The 18,128-nt window shown below is 64.5% G+C and carries 17 protein-coding genes and 1 riboswitch; of the genes, 4 read left to right on the forward strand and 13 right to left on the reverse strand.

Annotated elements, in window-relative coordinates:
- Nucleotides 1-6: 6 nt before the first annotated feature.
- From PV760_RS12545 to PV760_RS12560, 4 genes are all read right to left on the reverse strand, one after another.
- Nucleotides 7-1,065: a glycosyltransferase gene (locus PV760_RS12545; RefSeq protein WP_354627879.1), complete on the reverse strand. Its 1,059-nt coding sequence runs from the start codon at nt 1,063-1,065 to the stop codon at nt 7-9.
- Nucleotides 1,066-1,237: 172 nt separating this feature from the next.
- On the reverse strand, nt 1,238-2,095 hold the full coding sequence (locus tag PV760_RS12550) for an aggregation-promoting factor C-terminal-like domain-containing protein (protein ID WP_018777968.1): 858 nt from the start codon (nt 2,093-2,095) through the stop codon (nt 1,238-1,240).
- Between the two features lie 5 nt (nt 2,096-2,100).
- A riboswitch (cyclic di-AMP (ydaO/yuaA leader) is annotated at nt 2,101-2,262 on the reverse strand.
- A 132-nt stretch (nt 2,263-2,394) separates the two neighbouring features.
- Nucleotides 2,395-3,894 carry a sensor histidine kinase gene (locus PV760_RS12555; protein WP_039239705.1) on the reverse strand — a complete coding sequence of 500 codons (1,500 nt, stop codon included), beginning with the start codon at nt 3,892-3,894 and terminating at the stop codon, nt 2,395-2,397.
- A gap of 3 nt (nt 3,895-3,897) precedes the next feature.
- Nucleotides 3,898-4,638 (reverse strand): response regulator transcription factor, encoded by a 741-nt coding sequence (locus PV760_RS12560; protein ID WP_018777966.1) that lies wholly within the window; start codon nt 4,636-4,638, stop codon nt 3,898-3,900.
- Nucleotides 4,639-5,299: 661 nt separating this feature from the next.
- Here PV760_RS12560 and PV760_RS12565 point away from each other — a divergent pair.
- Nucleotides 5,300-6,166, forward strand: a complete 867-nt coding sequence (locus PV760_RS12565) for a winged helix-turn-helix domain-containing protein (protein ID WP_018777965.1) — start codon at nt 5,300-5,302, stop codon at nt 6,164-6,166.
- Between the two features lie 103 nt (nt 6,167-6,269).
- A complete protein-coding gene (locus PV760_RS12570) occupies nt 6,270-6,794 on the forward strand; it encodes a SixA phosphatase family protein (RefSeq protein WP_354627880.1) in 525 nt (174 codons plus the stop codon).
- Between the two features lie 6 nt (nt 6,795-6,800).
- Here the strand turns inward: PV760_RS12570 and PV760_RS12575 are convergent, their stop codons facing one another.
- Complete coding sequence (locus PV760_RS12575) at nt 6,801-7,712, reverse strand: LysR family transcriptional regulator (RefSeq protein ID WP_354627881.1); 912 nt, start codon at nt 7,710-7,712, stop codon at nt 6,801-6,803.
- Nucleotides 7,713-7,784: 72 nt separating this feature from the next.
- On the opposite strand from PV760_RS12575, the gene PV760_RS12580 reads away from it, so the two are divergent.
- On the forward strand, nt 7,785-8,696 hold the full coding sequence (locus PV760_RS12580) for an EamA family transporter (RefSeq protein ID WP_354627882.1): 912 nt from the start codon (nt 7,785-7,787) through the stop codon (nt 8,694-8,696).
- 43 nt (nt 8,697-8,739) lie between these two features.
- On the opposite strand, the gene PV760_RS12585 is transcribed toward PV760_RS12580, so the two are convergent.
- The 5 genes from PV760_RS12585 to PV760_RS12605 form a co-directional block, all read right to left on the reverse strand.
- Nucleotides 8,740-9,363 (reverse strand): NADH-quinone oxidoreductase subunit E, encoded by a 624-nt coding sequence (locus PV760_RS12585; RefSeq protein ID WP_354627883.1) that lies wholly within the window; start codon nt 9,361-9,363, stop codon nt 8,740-8,742.
- Nucleotides 9,364-9,504: 141 nt separating this feature from the next.
- Complete coding sequence (locus tag PV760_RS12590; protein WP_018777961.1) at nt 9,505-10,137, reverse strand: TetR/AcrR family transcriptional regulator; 633 nt, start codon at nt 10,135-10,137, stop codon at nt 9,505-9,507.
- On the reverse strand, nt 10,134-12,170 hold the full coding sequence (locus PV760_RS12595) for a YhgE/Pip domain-containing protein (protein WP_018777960.1): 2,037 nt from the start codon (nt 12,168-12,170) through the stop codon (nt 10,134-10,136). The genes PV760_RS12590 and PV760_RS12595 overlap by 4 nt, the downstream gene beginning before the upstream one ends.
- Nucleotides 12,167-12,949 (reverse strand): P-loop NTPase family protein, encoded by a 783-nt coding sequence (locus PV760_RS12600; RefSeq protein ID WP_193590896.1) that lies wholly within the window; start codon nt 12,947-12,949, stop codon nt 12,167-12,169. The genes PV760_RS12595 and PV760_RS12600 overlap by 4 nt, the downstream gene beginning before the upstream one ends.
- A 70-nt stretch (nt 12,950-13,019) precedes the next feature.
- Complete coding sequence (locus PV760_RS12605; RefSeq protein ID WP_193590897.1) at nt 13,020-14,477, reverse strand: dihydrolipoyl dehydrogenase family protein; 1,458 nt, start codon at nt 14,475-14,477, stop codon at nt 13,020-13,022.
- A 110-nt stretch (nt 14,478-14,587) separates the two neighbouring features.
- Here PV760_RS12605 and PV760_RS12610 point away from each other — a divergent pair, with 110 nt between their 5' ends.
- A complete protein-coding gene (locus tag PV760_RS12610; RefSeq protein WP_354627884.1) occupies nt 14,588-15,457 on the forward strand; it encodes a sulfurtransferase in 870 nt (289 codons plus the stop codon).
- A 60-nt stretch (nt 15,458-15,517) separates the two neighbouring features.
- Here PV760_RS12610 and PV760_RS12615 read toward each other — a convergent pair whose 3' ends face one another.
- From PV760_RS12615 to PV760_RS12625, 3 genes are read right to left on the reverse strand one after another with little or no spacing between them, the layout of a single operon-like run.
- The gene (locus tag PV760_RS12615; protein WP_110505024.1) at nt 15,518-16,204 is read right to left on the reverse strand and encodes an N-acetylmannosamine-6-phosphate 2-epimerase; all 687 of its coding nucleotides are present in this window, start codon (nt 16,202-16,204) and stop codon (nt 15,518-15,520) included.
- A 10-nt stretch (nt 16,205-16,214) separates the two neighbouring features.
- Nucleotides 16,215-17,195 (reverse strand): ROK family protein, encoded by a 981-nt coding sequence (locus tag PV760_RS12620; RefSeq protein ID WP_354627885.1) that lies wholly within the window; start codon nt 17,193-17,195, stop codon nt 16,215-16,217.
- Between the two features lie 6 nt (nt 17,196-17,201).
- Nucleotides 17,202-18,119 (reverse strand): dihydrodipicolinate synthase family protein, encoded by a 918-nt coding sequence (locus PV760_RS12625; RefSeq protein ID WP_354627886.1) that lies wholly within the window; start codon nt 18,117-18,119, stop codon nt 17,202-17,204.
- Between the last annotated feature and the right edge of the window lie 9 nt (nt 18,120-18,128).

Below are 18,128 nucleotides of genomic sequence, written 5' to 3' on the forward strand. Positions count from 1 at the left end.
CGCCCGTTACTGTGCCCTGGCCTGCGGCAGCTCAATGCTGTGGGGACGGTGGGCGGACTTCTTCCCGCGCAGGACGACGCGTAACCCTGCGGCCACCCGGGCGGCCGATCCCGTCAGAACCAGCGCGGTCAGGGCGCCCGGCAATAAACCGAGGGGATTGGACGTCAGCAGGACCACAACGACGAAGACCGCAGCCCACCCCAGGGCGCGAAGTACTCTGCCGGGAATACCGCTTCCCGTTTCCGCCACCGCACCGAGCTCCCTCCTAAGCTCACGGACGGGGACCCGTCCCCGGGCGAGGTCGCGCATCAACCGCGCCATACCGCGCAGATCGGCAAAGGCTGTCCGTACGACGTCGACGCTTGAGTTGGGATCGTCAGTCCAGTCCACGGGGACCTCGTGGACGCGCAAACCGCAGAGCTCGGCGTCGATCATGAGTTCAGTGTCAAAGAACCAGCGGTCGTCTTTGATGTAGGGGAGGAGCTTGCGTGCTGCGTCGGCCCGGATGGCTTTGAAAGCGCACTGGGCATCGGAGACGTGGGCGCCCATGAGGGTCCGCAGCAGGGCGTTGTAGCTGCGGGAAATGATCTGCCGCTGCGGGCTCAGGTTCGTGTGCGAGGCCGGTGACAGCCGGGTGCCGACAGCGACATCCGAGTGCCCGGAGAGCAGCGGGGCCAGCAAGGGTGCCAAGGCGGAAAGGTCGGCCGGCAGCTCGGCTTCCATGTAGGCCAGAATGGGCGACGGCGAGTTTTGCCAGACCTGGCGGAGCGCGTTCCCACGGCCTCTGTCCTGGAAACGGACGACGAGAAGTTCGGGCAGTTCCCGGGCCAGGCGCTCGGCTATCCGAAGCGTACCGTCCGTACTGGCGTTGTCGGCAACAGTGATCCGGAACGCGTGCGGCAGTGACTCCATGAGGTGGCCGTGCAACCGGCGGAGGTTCGCCTCGAGCCGCGCTTCCTCGTTGCAGACGGGCACGGTGAGGTCCAGGACAGGAACCCGGGCGGGGACGCCCGCGCCCGGGTCCTGCGGGTGGTGGACTACGGTCCCTGGATCCGTGATGGTCATGGATCCAGAATGAAGGATCAGATTATGAACGCTTTAGGCGGAAGCTGTGACACTACTGTGAGCCCCGGCAAGCACCTGTGAAAACGAAAGAAGCCGCCCCGGTTCCCGCCATCCGCTCCAGTAAGAACTGAGGCAAACGGCGGAAGCCGGGGCGGCAATCAAACAGCTTGGCTTAGTACCAGTTGTTGGCCAAGTGGAAGGCCAGGGCAGCTGACGGGGATCCGTAGCGTTCCTTGATGTAGTTCAGGCCCCACTTGATCTGGGTCTGGTAGTTGGTCTGCCAGTCAGCGCCGGCAGAAGCCATCTTGCCGGCCGGAAGGGACTGGACAATGCCGTAGGCGCCGCTGGAGGCGTTGGTGGCAGTGGTCTTCCAGTTGGATTCCTTCTCCCACAGCGTGTTCAGGGCAGTCATTTCGGCGGCGCTCCAGCCGTAGCTGCCAAGAATGCTGGCTGCGTAGGCCTTGGCAGCAGCGGGGTCATCCACAGCCTTGGGAGCAGCTGCGGCGGCTGCGGCTTCTGCGGCGGCGGCAGCAGCGGCGTCGGCTGCCTGCTTTGCGGCAGCGTCAGCGGCGGCCTTTTCGGCGGCAGCCTTTTCTGCGGCGGCCTGGTCGGCTGCTGCTTGCGCGGCGGCCGCCTGATCTGCAGCGGCTTTATCGGCGGCAGCCTTGTCAGCTGCGGCCTTTTCGGCGGCGGCTTTGTCAGCTGCGGCCTTGTCGGCGGCAGCCTTCTCAGCTGCGGCCTTCTTGGCTGCTGCGGCTTCCTCAGCGGCCTTGTTGTTGCTGGCCTCGGCGGCGGTCCGGGCTTCGGCCACGCGGCTTGCCTCAGGGAGAGTAAGAGCTGCGTTGGCGGCGGTTCCGAGCGATGCAACGCCCAGTGCAGCGGCGATAACGCCGGCTACTACGGACATGCGTGCACCGGACTTGCCGTCACGGGCTGCCTTCTTGAGGACTGACTGCGACTTGGTCGACGGGTTGTCGTTATGGTCGCGGTGACGCGCGGAAGGGCGCGTCTGATCGTTAAATTCAGACATGTGTGATTACCTCTCAGCGCCTGCGGAGTTAGCTGTCGGGTTCGGATGAGGTCATCCGGCCGCGCATCACGCTGCGGCTTCACCCCAAGGGCCGGCAATAAATGCCTGGGCCCGGAGACTCTGGGTCCCCCGTCTCTGCCTCGGAGAAAGTACGGACTCCGGGAAGTGGCAGAGCTCGGCGCATCCCGGATGTGGGCCAGTTGGGGCGACCCACCCTTTCGACGGTACAGGAGGTTTCTGCAGAAGTCACATTTAGGTAACAGAGATCACGACGACGGTGAGTCGCCTTGCCGGGATCGTTACAGTTGTCCGCCGCTCACGGTTGGAAGCCTCACGGCGAATTCAGTACGACCCGGACGGGAGGTCACTTCGACGCTTCCGCCATGCGCTTCAACTATGGATTCCACGATCGAAAGGCCCAGGCCTGACGTTCCTTCCGACCCCGACCGCGCTGCGTCGGCCCGGGCAAAGCGGGAGAAGATCCGGCCTTGGAAATCGTCCGGAATGCCGGGCCCGTTGTCCGTCACGGTCACCACTGCACTGCCGTCGGCCGAGAGCATCACGCCGGTGACAACCGTAGTTCCGGGATCTGTGTGCTTCCTGGCGTTCGAGAGCAGATTGGCCAGCACCTGGTGGAGCTGCGTGGCATCGCCGCGGACGGTGATGGGTTCATCAGGCAACGAGAGCTGCCAAATGTGGTCCGGGGCCATGACCTTCTCGTCGCTCACTGTCTCAACCACAAGCTGGGTCAGGTCCACATCGGTGACCTTGACCGGTTGGCCTTCATCCAGCCGTGCAAGCAACAGGAGGTCCTCCACCAGCGTGGTCATGCGCTCGGACTGGCTTTGGACCCTGGCCAGCGACTTCCTGCCGTCGTCCGTGAAGTTTTCGGTCATCCGCAGCAACTCGGTGTAGCCGCGGATGGCGGTTAGCGGGGTACGCAGTTCATGGGAGGCGTCCGCTACGAACTGCCGCACCTTGGTTTCGCTTTCCTGCCGGGCTTCCAGTGCGCTGGATACGTTGTTCAGCATCTGATTCAGGGCGTAGCCGACGCTCCCTACTTCAGTGCCGGGATGGGAAGCCGACGCCGGGACCCGCACCGCAAGTGCCACCTCGCCGGCGTCGAGAGGGAGGCGTGAAACCTTGGTGGCGACTTCGGAGAGCTGCTCAAGCGGCCGCATGGTTCGCCGGATAATCACCGTGCCAACCAGGCCGATCACCACCAGACCGCCCAGCGATACCAGCACCATGGTCCAGACCAGGGACGCCTCGGCGGTCTGCTTGTCCGCCAGCGGCAGACCCGTCACGATCACGTCGTCGTAGTTTGTTGTCACGGCCACCAGACGGTAGTCGCCGTTGGACAGGGAACGGTCCACAGGGCGGCTGTCCCGGGGGAGTGTCAGAAGTACCTGCTCGTCAGCGTCCGAAAGGGAGACCCTCTTGCCCTGGGCGTCGATCAGGCCTGAACTCCGAACAGTTGATCCGTCGATCCGGGCGTTCAGCGTCCCGGCGGCCTGGCCGCGGGCCTCCAGCGGATCCGGCCTCCCGGACGGTGCGTTCGGAAAGCTCGACGGCGGCCTACCGAACTCGTTCGCGCGGCTGGAGGCCTGTTGAAGCTGTTGGTCCAGTTGCTTGTTGAACACCGCGTCCATGGAGGCGTAGCTGACGATTCCGACGGCGCTGCAGATTGCTACCAGCAAGGCCATGGCTACCAGCACCAGGCGGGTGCGCAAATGCCAGGTGGAGGGATTGAGCCAGCTGCGCCGGGAGCTCCTGGCAACTCCTGAAAGGGTGCCCAATGCCTAGTCCGCGGGTTTGATGACGTAGCCGGCACCACGGATGGTGTGGATCATGGGTGGGTGGTTCGCCTCGATCTTCTTGCGGAGATATGAAATGTAGAGCTCCACGATGTTGGCCTGGCCGCCAAAGTCGTAGTCCCAGACGCGGTCCAGGATCTGGGCCTTGCTGACGACGCGCTTGGGATTTTCCATGAGGTAGCGCAGGAGTTCGAACTGCGTGGCGGTGAGGGTGATGTCCTCGCCGGCCCTGGTCACCTCGCGGGTATCCACGTTCAGGGTCAGGTCTCCCACCACCAGTTCGGCGGTGTCCATGGCGGCAACGCCGGAACGCTGGACCAGCCGGTGGAGGCGGAGGAGGACTTCTTCCATGCTGAAAGGTTTGGTGACGTAGTCATCGCCGCCGGCCGCCAGGCCCACAATGCGGTCCTGGACGGCGTCTTTTGCGGTGAGGAACAGGGCGGGAACTTCCGGGGCGAAAGCACGGATGCGGTTGAGGACCTCGACGCCGTCGAAACCGGGCAGCATGACATCGAGCACCAGCACGTCGGGTCGGAATTCTTTGGCAAGCTTCACCGCCCCGGGACCGTCTGCGGCCACAGCTACGGACCAGCCGGCCATGCGGAGACCCATGCTCATGAGTTCGGCAAGGCTGGGTTCGTCGTCCACGACCAGTGCACGGATGGGGGACCCGTCAGGATGGGTGAGCTGGGGAAGGTTGTTGGTCATGGAGTGCGAGGAGGCCATGGGACAACTCTCTGTTCTGCTGGTTTGCCAGCGCTTTGCCGGTCCTGTGAAGACGCTGTGAACTCAACACTAGCGAGGTGGGACCCAGGCCGGGGTGGCACTTGGTCCTGAAACGGGGGACGATTTCGCCGTCTCTACCAGATTCCGGACAAAAAATTCGAGAAGTTGCCGGCCGACGATTGGACAACGAGTGTTTCAGAACGTGAGATTCCGAATCAGCTGCGATCGCGAACACGAGAGTGCGAATCATGCCCGATCAGCCGAAGAAAATTCACTGGAAGGCTAATATTTCTTCCTCGCAACGAATGAAATGGCGTTCATTTTAGGGGTCCACGGAATTGTGATTTGCAGCACAATAGACCTCTACGTCTCAAAATGTGGACGGTTCGGCGCTTTGTTACTTGCGTGTTGCCATTGTTACGTTGCACACTTCCAATGTGAACAAGAACTCAACAGCACCTGCAGCCGCAGCAACCTGGTCCAGCACACCCGCTGGCCATGATGACCGCTGTTGTCGAATGCAAGCCTAACTTTCCACCCCAAGAAGTTTCAGGCATTCGCCCCCTAGCCCAGCGTTGGGCGCCCCTCCCCAAACTCATTGCGGGGACATTCAGCATTCGAAGCCGCGATGACGGCTATTCACTTTTGAGGTAAGCACTCCATGTCAGTTGCATCTGGATACGTCCACATCTCCGTCCGTAACGCCAACAAGGCCGCGTCGAACGCAGGGCTCCGCCCCGGTTTTGGCAACCGCCCCGGCTACGCTCCCGCCCAGCAAGGCGCCGGCCAGCAGGCTCCCGGGTACGTGCCGCAGGGCTACAACCCCAACTCCTACGGCCAGTTGCGTGCAGTACCTGCCGCCGAGCCGGCACCCATGACTGCGCCCACGCCGGTGATCGCCCAGTCGGACAGGCTGCGCCCCGTCGCCAACGACAACGTGGCCCGCGGTTTCGTGCTCTACATGGGTATTGACGAAGAGACCGCAGCTGCGGCTGGAACCTCCATTGCCAAGTTGGCCCAGGAAATCCGTGCCTACGCGCAGTCCTTGGTGACCGGTGCCGAGAGCTACGCGGCAGTGGCCGTCGCTCCCGCCGGGGCACCCGGGTCCGCGCTCGACGTCGTGCGTTCCACCTTCGGCGACCCCACCGTAGCCTCCCGCCAGCGTGCGGAAGCGGCGCGTCCGGCACCGCAACAGGAAGCCCGCCCCTCAGGCGTGCTGATCGATCTTGCCCGTCGCGAAGTGCACCTGGATGGCGAGTCGTTGAACCTGACGTTCAAGGAGTTCGAGCTTCTCAACTACCTCGTCGAAAACGGCACCCGCACCGTGGGCCGCGACGAGCTGCTGGAAGGCCTATGGCGCAACGCCGAAGAGGTGCCGAACGAGCGCACCATCGACGTCCACATCCGCCGCCTCCGCTCCAAGCTGGGCCGCCTGGCGAACACCGTGCGTACCGTCCGTGGACAGGGTTACCGCTTCTACGAGCACCCCGAGGTCATCGTCTGGGCCGCTCCGGAATACTCGATCTAATCTTTTGACTGCGAAAGCGTCCGCCCTCCAGGGCGGGCGCTTTCGCGTTGTCCGGCCAGTGAGAATTGGCCTCCACGGTCAAGGGGACGGATAGGGTTGATCTATGAGTGACCATCACATCAAGCGGCTTGTGATCATGCGCCATGCCAAGGCCGACTGGCCCACGGGTGTGCCGGATCATGAGCGTCCACTGGAGGAACGCGGACACCGCGAGGCGCCGCTGGCCGGCAAGTGGTTGCTCGAAAACGGTGTTGTTCCGGACTTCATCCTCTGTTCCTCAGCCCTGAGGACGCGCCAGACCTGTACCTGGGTGTGCGACGAGCTCGGGGAGAAGGCGCCCACGCCCAAACTTGAGGACGGCCTGTATTCCGCCTCGGCCAACCGCATGCTGACGGTCATCAACCACGTGCCGGACACGGTGACAACGCTCATGGTTATCTCGCACATGCCGGGGGTGCAGGATCTTGCCATGCACCTGGCCTCCCGGGGTTCGGATCACGACGCCTACATGGATGCCGCCACCCGCTACCCAACCAGCGCGCTGACGGTCATGGAAACGGAAAAGTCCTGGGCTGAGCTCGACGGGCAGGATGCGCGGCTGACGCACTTCACGGTGCCCCGCCACTAGCTGCTGCTATTCAGTCAATTCCTCAGCGGCCACTTCACGCAGCAGGCGGACAACGTGCCGGATATTGGGGCTGGCAGTCATGGTCTTCCTGTACACGATTCCCACGGATCGCTGCTGGGCAGGCCTGACCACGGGAATGGCCACCACGCCGGGCGGCAGGGTAGGCCTGCCCAGGCGGGGGACCAGTGCAATCGCCACCCCCTGTTCGACCATGGCGATGTGGGTAGAGAAATCGGGATCGTAAACGCGAATGTCCGGGACGCGGCCCAGTCCGGCGAAGATCTGCAAAAGAGCCTCATTGCAGATGGCTCCTGCCGGGGTGCTGATCCACGTCTCGTCCAGCAGGTCCTCACGCTCGACGGCGGTACGCGCCGCAAGCGGGTGCGTGCTGTTGACCAGGACATCGGCCTGGTCGATGCAGAGGTCCTCGTGCACGACGTTATCCGGTATCACCAGCGGAACGGAGTTCCAGTTGTGGACCACCGCCAGTTCGGCTTCGCCTGACGCCACGCGCTGCACAGCTTCGCGCGGATCCTCCGCCAGGACGGTGATGTCCAGCGCGGAATGTGCGGCTGCCATTCGTCCGAGGACCGGTCCCACCAGGCCCCGGCAGGCCGTGGAGAAAGCCACCAACCGCAGCAGCCCAGACGGTTTGGCGGGATCGGCGAGGAGGGTTGCCTGGAGTTCCTCAAGTTCGCCCATGATCCGCCGGCCGTACCCTGCCAGCGCCAGCCCCCGCTCAGTCAGCAGCACTCCACGGCCGTTCCGCTCCAGGACGGCCACGCCTGTCTGCTTCTCCAATTTCTTGATCTGCTGGGAAACCGCTGAGGGGCTGTAGCCCATGACGTCCGAGGCAGCCACTACGGAACCGTGCTGTTCCACGGCGACCAGTGCGCGCAAAGCCGAGATATCGATCATGAAGCAAATCTACTTGGTTTGTTGCTGAATTCAACGCTGGTGCTTCAAGGAAAAGGGCGTCAGAGTGTACTTGTGAACCTTCGCCACTCCTTCCTTGCCGTGCTTGTCGCCGTCCTCTGGGGCGTCAACTTCGTCGCAATCGACCTCGGACTCCACACGAACGGCCGGGACGTCCCGCCGCTGCTCTTCGTGGCCATGCGCTTCCTCCTGGTGGTCTTTCCTTTCATCTTCTTCATCCGGAAACCGGACGTCGGCTGGAAGGCGATTATCGGCGTCGGACTCTTCATGAGTGCCGGGCAGTTCGGTCTGCTGTACCTCGGCATGGCGCTGGGGATGCCTGCAGGCCTGGCGTCCCTGGTACTGCAGGCGCAGGTGCTGTTTACGGTGCTGCTCGCCGCGCGTTTCCTCGGCGAGAAGCCAAGCCGGAGGCAACTGGTCGGCGTGGCGCTCGGTATCGCAGGCTTGGCCGTCGTGGCGCTGGGACGCAGTGCCGTGGCGCCCGTGCTGCCGCTCATGATTGTGCTCGCGGCGGCATTGTCCTGGGCCGTGGGGAACGTGGTGGCGCGTCATTCCAAAGCTGCATCGGGCCTGGGGCTGGTGGTGTGGTCCGGCGCTGTGGTGCCGCTGCCGTTGGCGGGGTTGTCGCTGCTGGTGGACGGGCCCGGGGTCGTGTGGGGCACGCTCACGGATCTGCAGCCGGCCACCGTCCTGAGCGCGGTCTACACGGCGGTGTTTGCCTCGTTGGTGGGTTACGGCATCTGGAACCGGCTGTTGTCGCTGTACCCGAGCTCCGACGTCGTGCCTTTTACGCTGCTGGTTCCGGTGGTGGGCATGACGGCTGCGTGGCTGGTCCTGAACGAAATTCCCACGCCCGCCGAAGTCATGGGTGGCCTGATCCTGCTGCTCGGCGTTGCGACGGCGGTGCTGGGAATCCCAAGGAAGCGCCCGGATGTTCCCGTTGTGGGGCCCGCTCTGCGCGTCTAAACCTGGCGTAAGCGCGTAGAGCAGGCCTCGCAACGCAGGGGCGTTAGCGTTTGGGCGCTGCCTTGCGTTGGTTTGGAGCGTTCGACGCCGGCCGCTTGGCTGCCGTGGTCTGCGTGCGGGATGGGGCGGGGCGCTTCGCAGCAGCCGGCTTTGCAGTGCCCGCGGGGCGTTGGGCCGGCGCAACCGGACGCTTGGACTGCGTCGCCTTGCGGGTAGTTGGCGTGCGCGCTGCCGGCCGTTTCCTTGCCGCAGGGACGGGCCGTTTCGCGGGAGCTGCAGCCCGCGAACCAAACGAAGGCACCACGGCTCCGAGGAACATGACGGCCAGTGTTCCCACCCCGGCGGCCACCGCTAAGTAGAAATAGATGTCAGAGTCCTTGGTGCTCACCGCACTGCCCAAAGCGTTGGCATCCTGGGTGAACGCGATGCCCCACATCCGCAGGAAGGCGATGCTGCAGCCGATGAACAGGCTCGTTCCGATGGCGCCGAGCAGGATCACAAAGTACCGCCGCCGGTTGAAGACCTGGACCAGGGACGCCAGGTAGCAAAGCAGCACGCTGCCCAGGAACAGGTACAGCACCAATTCCTCGAGCACGACGGCGGCCATGACCAAGAGTCCGAGGGACACAAAGGCGGCTACCACCGCAAGCTTCCCGCTGTTCCCCATGTGACGCATGAGGTTAATCATCGCCGACCATGTGGCCGCGCCACGCCGTCGTACATTGCAGTTGCATACCGTTGCGGGGCCTGCTGAGCAGGCTATGAGCGCGTCATGCCACGCAGACCGGGCCTCACAACGTGCTTGAAGCTACTTGATCACGTAGCCGTGCATGATGGTCATCACTGCGGCCACGCTTTGCTCGCGGGTCCGCTCCGGGTTGTACGTTTGCCGGTCCAGGCCCACCACGAAGATGGCCCCGAAGATGGCTGCTTCCAGGCTGCCTCGGACAATGCTTTGGTCAACCTTGTAGCCGGCGGCGACGCGCTCAACTGCGGAACCGATCACGGCCAGCAGCTCTGCGCGGAGTTCGGTGAACACAGCGCTCCACTCGCCGGGTGTCCGCCAGTTTTCGCTGACCCACAGCCGGGCGAAGGACGGGTAGTCGTCCATGAATTCCATGGCCTGTGCCACCATGTTCTTCATGGATTCCAGCGGATCACTGCTTTGCCCCTGGACGTCCTGGAGCCTGACCAGCATGATGTCCACGCCGTGCCGCAGGAGCTGCGCGATCAGGTCCGACTTGCTGCCGAAGTTGTAATACACAGTCCCCTTGGACACTCCTGCGGCGGCCGCGATCTCGTCAACCGTCACTCCCGCTGCACCACGTTCGCCGATCAGCTCCATGGACGCTTCGAACAGGCGCTGCTTGGTGGCGTTGGTGCGACCCGGTCGCAGTTTCTTTCCGGTATCGCCGGAATCGGATGGCTGGGTGGTGCTCATACTGCGATCTCCGGCTTCAGGGTCTTCAGGGTCCACATCTTGTGCTTGCGGACTGCCAGCGTGGACAGCGCCGCTCCGAGCAAAGTGTATCCAAGCAGGCCCAGAACCGTCGGCCAGATCATGCTGAGTTCACCGCCATAGATCAGGTGCCGCATGCCAGTGACGACGTAACCCATGGGCAGGACCTCATGCACCACATGAAGCGGCATGGGGGTGGTCTGCCAGGGGAAGGTACCACCGGAGGAGACCAGCTGCAGGACCAGCAGGATCAGCACAACGAACTTGCCGGGCGTACCCATCAGCGCCACGATGCCCTGGATGATGGCACTGAACGCCATCACCGCGGCCAGCATGAACAGCCACATCCCGATCGGATGGGCCGGATTCAAGCCAAGTCCGAGGTCCACCACCAGGGTGAGGATGGTGGCCTGCAGCACCGAGACCACGAAGAACGGCAGCCAGCCTCCGACGGCGATTTTCCAGGCGGGGGCGTTCGACGCCAGGGCCCGCTGGGTGATTGGCCGCATGGCCTGGACCAGCATGAAGACACCGATCCACAGGGCCAAGGTCAGGAAGAAGGGCGCCAATCCAGCGCCGTAGGAACCTGCCTTCGCCTGGGAGACGTTGTTCACCGAAACGGGGTCGGCGATGACCTTGGAGACGTTGCTCTTTTGTTCATCGTTCGGGTTGGGGATCTCACCCGCACCCTTCGCGAGCTCCGTGGCCAGCGTGTGCGAGCCATCGGAAGCGGTCACTGCACCACTGGCAAGTTGTCCCGCGCCGTCGTCCAGTTGGCGGGCGCCGTCGTCGAGCTTTACTGCGCCGTCCAAAGCGGTCTGCTGGCCGGCGGCCAGGGTTGCTGCGCCGGAATTCAGCTGCCCGGCACCAGCCGCAGCCTGCGAGATGGCATCGGTCAGCGTCGGCGTGGCGCCTGCAAGCTTCTGGGCGCCTGCGCTCACTGCTGCCGAACCGTCCGAGAGCTGCTGGATCTTGGCCGCATCACCGGAGATCTTCGCCTTGGCATCGGTGACCGGGCTGGATGCTGCGGCGGCATCGAAATCTGCCAGGACCTTATCGGCCTGCTCCTGTGTCAGCACGCCCGCCGTGACGAGCCGTGCGTTCGACTCCACGACGCGGTTGCGCAGGCCCTTGTCGGCGGCGTCCAACTGTCCGACGACCTCCTGGACCTTGGCGTTCAGCTCCGCATTTCCAGCGGCCACCTGGGCTGCACCGTCCGCGAGTTTCTGCGAATCGGCAGGCAAAGTGGCGGTTTTGTTCTTCAATTCCGTGAGGCCGGAACTCAGCTGGCCGGCACCCGTGTTCAGTTGCACGGCGCCATCCCGCAGCTGGGTTTGGCCGGACACGAGCTGATCCGCGCCGGTGACCAGCTGGCCGGTGCCCGTGTGGAGGGTCGCGGCGCCGTCGCTGAGTTTTCCGACGCCCGTGGCCAGCTCGGACGCGCCGTCGGCTGCCTTCACGATCGACGCGTGAATGGTGCCGAAACCGGTGAGGAGCTGGTTGGCCGTTTCCTCGCCTACTTCCTTGGCCACCGTCGAGTGCACGGCAGTGGTGAGTTTGTCCACGATGGTGCTCAGGAGGTAGTTGTTGGCGTCGTTGGTGGTGACGTGCAGCATGGCCTGGTTTGCGGCGTCGAAGCTGCCGGGCGAGACCAGGTTTGCTGAGAAATCCTTGGGGATCCGCAATGCGAAGGCGTATTCGCCCGTCCGGACGCCGGCGTCTGCTTCTTCCGCGCTGGAGACCTGCTTCCAGTTGAAGACATGGCCTTCTTCCAGGCTGTCGGCCACCTTCTTGCCGGCCTGCAGCTCGGTGCCGTCCTTCGACGTCGCTCCGGTATCTTCGACCACCAAGGCAGCGTCGATCTGGTTCAGGTTGCCGTACGGATCCCAGTTCGCGTACAGGTACACGGCGCCGTACAGCAACGGAACCATGGTCAGGGCGAGGATGGTCAGCTTGGGCAGGAGCCCGCCGGTCATGCGCTTGAGTTCGGAGCGGGCAAGCCGCAGAACAGTCACTTTGCAGTCCTTTGGAGGTTTTCGGTTTCAGGTTCTTCGGTCACGTCCGGCGTTGCGCCGGCGGCGTGCTTGGCTTTGGGTTCGACCGCCGGTTCGACGACGGCGGCCGGCTCGGCCGGTGCCGGCGCGGGCTCCGCTTCCCGTTCAGGGGGATGGGTCACTGAGTTGCCGATCACGGCTGCGGCGCCCGTCCAGTTGTCCGGGAGGGCACCGACGACGGCGACGACGGCAAGCGGCCGCCCGGCGTCGGACGCCAATGCCTGGAGCCGGGGCAACCAGGTCTCAGGATCCGCGCTGTGTCGGTCGGGGGAGTCGATGACCAGGAGGTCCGTGGCAGGGTCTGCCAGGGCGAGGGCCGTCAGCAGTTCAAGGCGTCGGCCGGCGGGAAGTTGTTCGATCCAGAGGCCGGCGATGTCCTCGAAGCTGTTCACTTTGAGCCAGGGTTTGCTCAGCAGCGCACCGCGGTAGCGTCGCGGGATAAGGGAAAGGTCTTCGGTGACGAGGTCGCGGACGCTGAGGTGCTGCTCCGGTTCGTTGACTCCGGGGGAGTCCACCAGGGCGCTGGCAAGCCTGATCTTCTTTGTTTTGGTGGTGTTGTCCCAGCTGAGGACGCCGTTGCTGGGCTTCATGCGGCCGCTCAGGGCCAAAGCGAGGGCGGTCCGCTGGTCCTGGCCTTCCCCTGCAACCAGGAGGAGTTCGCCGCGGTGCACCTGGAGCGAGGTTGCCGGGAGGAGATCGTCCCGGCGGCCGTTGATCTGGAGTTGCTGTACGGACAGCACAATGAAGCCTTTCGCAGAACTGTTGTCTGCTGAAAGTCTAACTGAACTGACTGGTCAGTTCAAATAAGAATCAGAGGCCATACTTTTCCATAAGCCGCAGCCATACCTCGCTGATGGTCGGATACGACGGAACCGCATGCCAGAGCCGGTCAAGCGGCACCTCCCCAACGATGGCGATCGTCGCCGAATGGAGGAGTTCGGCGACGCCCGGACCTGCGAACGTCGCTCCCAGGATCACCTTCCTGTCCTCATCCACCACAATCTGGGCCCACCCCTTGTAGTCCGGGGAGTACAACTGTGAGCCGCTGACGTTGATGGGAAGTTCTACCCCCGTAACGTTCTTGCCCTGCAGGAGTGCCTGCTCAAGGCCCTGACCCACGGACGCAACCTCGGGGTCGGTGAAGACGACGCTGGGCACCGCGTGATCATTGGCGGTATGCGCCCAGGGGCTCCACGGCTGCGGACTGCCTTTCAGTTCGCCCTTGGCCCGGGCCACGATGGCGTCCCCTGTTGCCCTCGCTTCGTATTTGCCTTGGTGTGTCAGGAGCACCTTTCCGGCAGCGTCTCCGGCGGCATAGAGCCACGGTCCGTTGCTTTCGCCGCCGGATGGGCCCTCGACGAGCCCGCTGGCATCCGTCGTGAGCCGGAGCGCTTTGCCGTCCCGGGCTTCAAGGCCAACGCTTTCCAAGCCCAGACTGGCCAGGGCGGGATGCCGTCCAGAGGCGACCAGCAGCTGGTCGGCAACGAGTGTTTTGCCGTCGAGCGCCACGGTGATGGAACCGTCGTCGTTCTTCTCCACCTTGTGGACGTCGCTATGGAGGTGGACCGCGACGCCATCGGCGCGAAGGCCGGCCAGGACCAGGTTCGCTGCTTCCTCCGCATAGCTGCTCAGCAACCGCCCCCGCGCCACCAGCGTGACGTTGGAACCCAAGCGGGCGAATGCCTGGGCCAGTTCGACACCGGCCACGCCGCCGCCGAGGACGACGAACCGCTTCGGGACTTCCTTGGCTGCTGTGGCCTCCCTGGTGGTCCAGAAAGGTACGTCCTGCAGGCCTTCGATGCCCGGGACGGTGGGCTTCGAGCCGGTGGCGACCACTACGGCGTGGTGGGCCTTGAGGGCGTAGCTGTTGCCGTCAAGCCCATCCACGTGAACCTCGCGGGGGCCGGTTATCCGGCCGCGCCCGCGAATCAGGTCAATGCCGGCGCTGTCCAGCCATTCAACCTGGCTGCCATCCTGCCAATTGTTGGTGAACCAGTCCCGGTGCTTCAAAGCTGCGTTGGCATCAATTGTCCCGGTAACGGCCTCCGTCGCACCCGGAATTCCCTGGGCGGCATGGAGGACGCTGCCGGGGCGGAGAAGTGCCTTGGAGGGGATGCAGGCCCAATACGAGCATTCGCCGCCAACCAATTCGCTTTCAATGATCACTGCCGAGAGGCCGCCCCGAACCACCCGGTCCGCCACGTTTTCCCCAACGGCGCCTGCGCCGATCACTATTACGTCGTATTCGCGGGAGCTCTCGGCAGTCATGGGGAAAGCCTACAACCGCTCCGCTGGCGTTGTGAGGGCAGGAGTTTTGCATTGTCCATATATTGATATCCATATCTCAAAATATGGATTGATTGATTAGGCTGCCGAACATGAACGAACACCCGAGGCCGTTTGTTGATTGGAAGTGGTGTGCGGGGCGCCGTGAGGGCATCGTCCTGGCGGACACCCGATGGTATCTCGACGGCTCGTCCGGGCGTGACGAGTACCTGCGCGGGCATCTCCCTGGCGCGGTGTTCATCGATCTGGACCGCTGGCTATCCGGTCCGGCGTCCCCTGAGGCCGGGCGGAACCCGCTGCCCGATCCCGAAGTGTTCGCCGAGGGGATGCGGGCCGCCGGTATCAATGACGCGGACACAGTAGTTGCCTACGACGACGCCGGTGGAGTCATCGCGGCCAGGCTCGTGTGGATGCTCAGGTCGACGGGGCACAAGGCAGCGGTCCTGCAGGGAGGGATGGACTCCCATCCAGGCCGACTCACCGATGAAACCGCGCCAAGGCCGCGAGGGAACTTCACGGCCCGGGCATGGCCGGCGGGCCATCTCGCCGATATCTCGGACGCTGCTTCCGGGAGGTACGTGACGGTGGATGCCAGGAACCGTGACCGTTTCGAGGGCAAACAGGACCCCATCGATCCTCGTCCGGGCCACATTCCCGGAGCCGTCAACGTCCCTTGCCGCGGCAACCTCGACCCATCCGGGCAGTTGCTGCCCGAACTCCGGATCCGTACAAACTTCGAACGGGCAGGCATCAACTCCGCAGACAACACCATTTCCTACTGCGGCTCCGGGGTGACTGCCTGCCACAACCTGCTGATGATGGAGCACCTGGGAATGGGCCGCGGCAAGCTGTTTGTCGGCGGGTGGTCCCAGTACGGACAGGCGCTGGACAGGCCGGTGGAGACGTCCTGGGGACAGGTCCGTGGAGATTCTGCTGGATCATCGCCGTCCCGAGCGGGGTAACCCGCGCCATGCGGGGCACACACAGGGTGGGTCCACGGAATGATCCAGCAGAAAATGCAGCTACGCGTGCATCGCACCCTTGAACCAGCCCGTGATGCTGGCCGGGTGGGTGATGGCGGTCCCGACAACCACGGCGAAGGCGCCGGCGTCGAGGGCTTGGCGGGCTTGGGCGGGGGTGTGGATGCGGCCCTCGGCGATCAAGGGCTTTCCCAAGCCGGCAGAAGCGATCCGTTGCAGGAGCTCCAGGTCCGGCCCGTCGGTCTTGGGGCGCTCGCCGGTGTAGCCGGCCAAGGTGGTCCCGATCAGGTCCGCGCCCGCCTCAACGGCGGCGACGGCGTCGTCGAACGAACCGCAATCAGCCATGACCAAAGCATGGGATTCCGCATGGATTCCGGCAACGGTCCCGGCGAGGGAAAGCCCATCCGGTCGGGAACGCCGTGTCCCGTCAATGGCTACAACGTGTGCACCGGCATTGGCCACAGCGAGGGCGTGCCGCAGTGTGGGAGTGATGAAGACACCGTCGTGTCCGTCCTTCCACAAGCCAATGACAGGGACCTCGACGGCGGTGCGCGTGAACTGCACGTCGGCCAACCCCTGGACACGGATCGCCGCAGCCCCGCCGATCACGGCCGAAGCGGCCACCTGCCCGGTGGTCCGGGGATCGCGCATGGGCTCGCCCGGGTAGGCCTGGCAGGAGACGATCAGTTGGGCACGGAGGCCTTCGAGGCCTGCTGGAGTGAGGATCAAGATGTCTTCCTTACTGAAGGACGAGTTTCGCAGCACCAACAATGGCAGCGCTGTTGCCGAGGGTTGCCCGGACTACCGGCACGGAAAGCAGCGGCGAGAGCAGTTCCCGGCGCAAGGCAATCTCCATGGGCTTCCACCAGAGGCCGCCCGCGTCGGCAAGGCCGCCGGAGACCACGACGGTTTCAGGGTCCAGGATATTGATGAGGCCACCGACGGCTTGCCCGGCGGCGGCAGCGCCGAGTTCAACGGCTCGGGCCGCGGCGAGAGTGCTCGCGGTGGCTCCCTCGGAGTTGCTGTCAGGTTCGGCCAGCGCGAACACGCCACGGGTGTCAGCGGCATCCAGGGCAGAACCTCCCAAGCGGAGGTAGGACTCGTGGATGGCAGGTCCGGAAGCGATCGCCTCCACGTGCCCGGCAGAGCCACAGACGCAGGCCAGGGGAACGCCGTCGAACGTGGCGTAAGGCGAAGCGAAGTGCCCTACATGCCCGCCGACAAACCGGTGGCCAAGAACAGGGGTGCCGTCCAGGACAAAGCTGCCTCCGACGCCGGTCCCGAAGGCCACCATGAGGGAACTCGACGATCCCGCGGCGGCACCCAGCCAGGCTTCGCCGAGGGCATGGGCGTGGACGTCGTTGACGGCACGCACGCCCAGGCCGAGGCGCGCCGACAAGCCTGCGGCAAGCGCCGTCCCGGCCCAGCCGAGGATGGCATCCGTCGCCGACACCACGGTCCCGGAAGCGGCGTCGATAACCCCTGCGGAGCCCACACCGACGCCGGACACGGTATGTCCGGCGTCGGCAGCGCGCTCCACCAAGCCCGCGATCAGCGCAGCGGTGGCGTCGAGGATCGCTTCACCACCTGCCCGGTTCAATGTCGGAATGGTCTCCGACATCAGCACAACACCAGTGGAGTCAACAACCCCGGCAGCGGTTTTGGTGCCGCCGAGGTCAACGCCGATCACGTGGGTCGCTTGGGCTAGGGGAGCGGTCATGAATGCTTAGACCAGCCCGTTCCGTTCAAGGATTTCGCGGATCGCAGCAGTCTCGGATTCATTCAGGGACAGCATGGGCGAGCTCATGGTGTTGGACTCGATCACGCCCATCACCTGCAGCGCGGTCTTGAAGGCACCCAGGCCGGCGGCACCGCCGGAGACACGTCCGTTGGGGGTGTAGACGATCTCGAAGACGTCGGCCAAGCGGTCCTGCTCGCGGGCCGCACCTGCCCAGTCGCCTGCCTGCGCGGCGTCGAACAGGCGGCGGTAGCCTGCCGGGTCAACGTTGCCAAGGCCCGGAACAACGCCCTGCGCGCCGCCCAGGAGGGCGCCGTCCACCACAACTTCGTGACCGGTGAAGATGTCGAAGTCGGGGATGTCCTTGGCTGCGAGGAGCAGCTGGCGGAAGGAAACGTCGTCGCCCGAGGAATCCTTGACACCGGCAATGACGCCGTCACGGCCGAGGCGGACCAGGAGGTCGGTGGGCAGCTTGAAATGCGTGCGGACCGGGACGTCGTAAGCGAAAATCGGCTTGTCGATGGCGGCGTGGATGCTGCGGAAGTGCGTTTCGGTTTCCGCTGCGTTGCCGATTGCGTAGTACATGGAGGTGACTACGATCGCGTCAGCGCCCAGGTCAACCACCTTGCGCGCTTCTTCGATCACGCGGTTGGTGGTCTGCTCGTTGGCGCCCACGATCAGCGGAACCGCGCCGGCGTTGGCGTTGGCGATGGTGGAGACCACCAGCTCACGCTCGTCGTTGCTGAGGTACGGGACTTCGCCGGAGGAGCCCAGGACGAAGAGGCCGGACACGCCGCCGTCGATCAGGTGCTTGGTGACGTTTTTCAGCGACGCGGTGTCGATGCTGCCGTCAGCGTGGCGGGGGGTGATGACCGGGGGGATGACGCCCTGGAACTGAGTGGACACAGAATTCTC

Origin of the sequence: Paenarthrobacter sp. CC6 (assembly GCF_040560085.1) — a bacterium.
Classification (GTDB): domain Bacteria; phylum Actinomycetota; class Actinomycetes; order Actinomycetales; family Micrococcaceae; genus Arthrobacter; species Arthrobacter nicotinovorans.

What these genes read in the sequence shown, in the direction of transcription:
- PV760_RS12545 (WP_354627879.1), bottom strand. Translation starts at nt 1,065, where the DNA reads ATGACCATCACGGATCCAGGGACCGTAGTCCACCACCCGCAGGACCCG.
- PV760_RS12550 (WP_018777968.1), bottom strand. Translation starts at nt 2,095, where the DNA reads ATGTCTGAATTTAACGATCAGACGCGCCCTTCCGCGCGTCACCGCGAC.
- PV760_RS12560 (WP_018777966.1), bottom strand. Translation starts at nt 4,638, where the DNA reads ATGGCCTCCTCGCACTCCATGACCAACAACCTTCCCCAGCTCACCCAT.
- PV760_RS12565 (WP_018777965.1), top strand. Translation starts at nt 5,300, where the DNA reads ATGTCAGTTGCATCTGGATACGTCCACATCTCCGTCCGTAACGCCAAC.
- PV760_RS12570 (WP_354627880.1), top strand. Translation starts at nt 6,270, where the DNA reads ATGAGTGACCATCACATCAAGCGGCTTGTGATCATGCGCCATGCCAAG.
- PV760_RS12575 (WP_354627881.1), bottom strand. Translation starts at nt 7,712, where the DNA reads ATGATCGATATCTCGGCTTTGCGCGCACTGGTCGCCGTGGAACAGCAC.
- PV760_RS12585 (WP_354627883.1), bottom strand. Translation starts at nt 9,363, where the DNA reads ATGGGGAACAGCGGGAAGCTTGCGGTGGTAGCCGCCTTTGTGTCCCTC.
- PV760_RS12590 (WP_018777961.1), bottom strand. Translation starts at nt 10,137, where the DNA reads ATGAGCACCACCCAGCCATCCGATTCCGGCGATACCGGAAAGAAACTG.
- PV760_RS12605 (WP_193590897.1), bottom strand. Translation starts at nt 14,477, where the DNA reads ATGACTGCCGAGAGCTCCCGCGAATACGACGTAATAGTGATCGGCGCA.
- PV760_RS12610 (WP_354627884.1), top strand. Translation starts at nt 14,588, where the DNA reads ATGAACGAACACCCGAGGCCGTTTGTTGATTGGAAGTGGTGTGCGGGG.
- PV760_RS12620 (WP_354627885.1), bottom strand. Translation starts at nt 17,195, where the DNA reads ATGACCGCTCCCCTAGCCCAAGCGACCCACGTGATCGGCGTTGACCTC.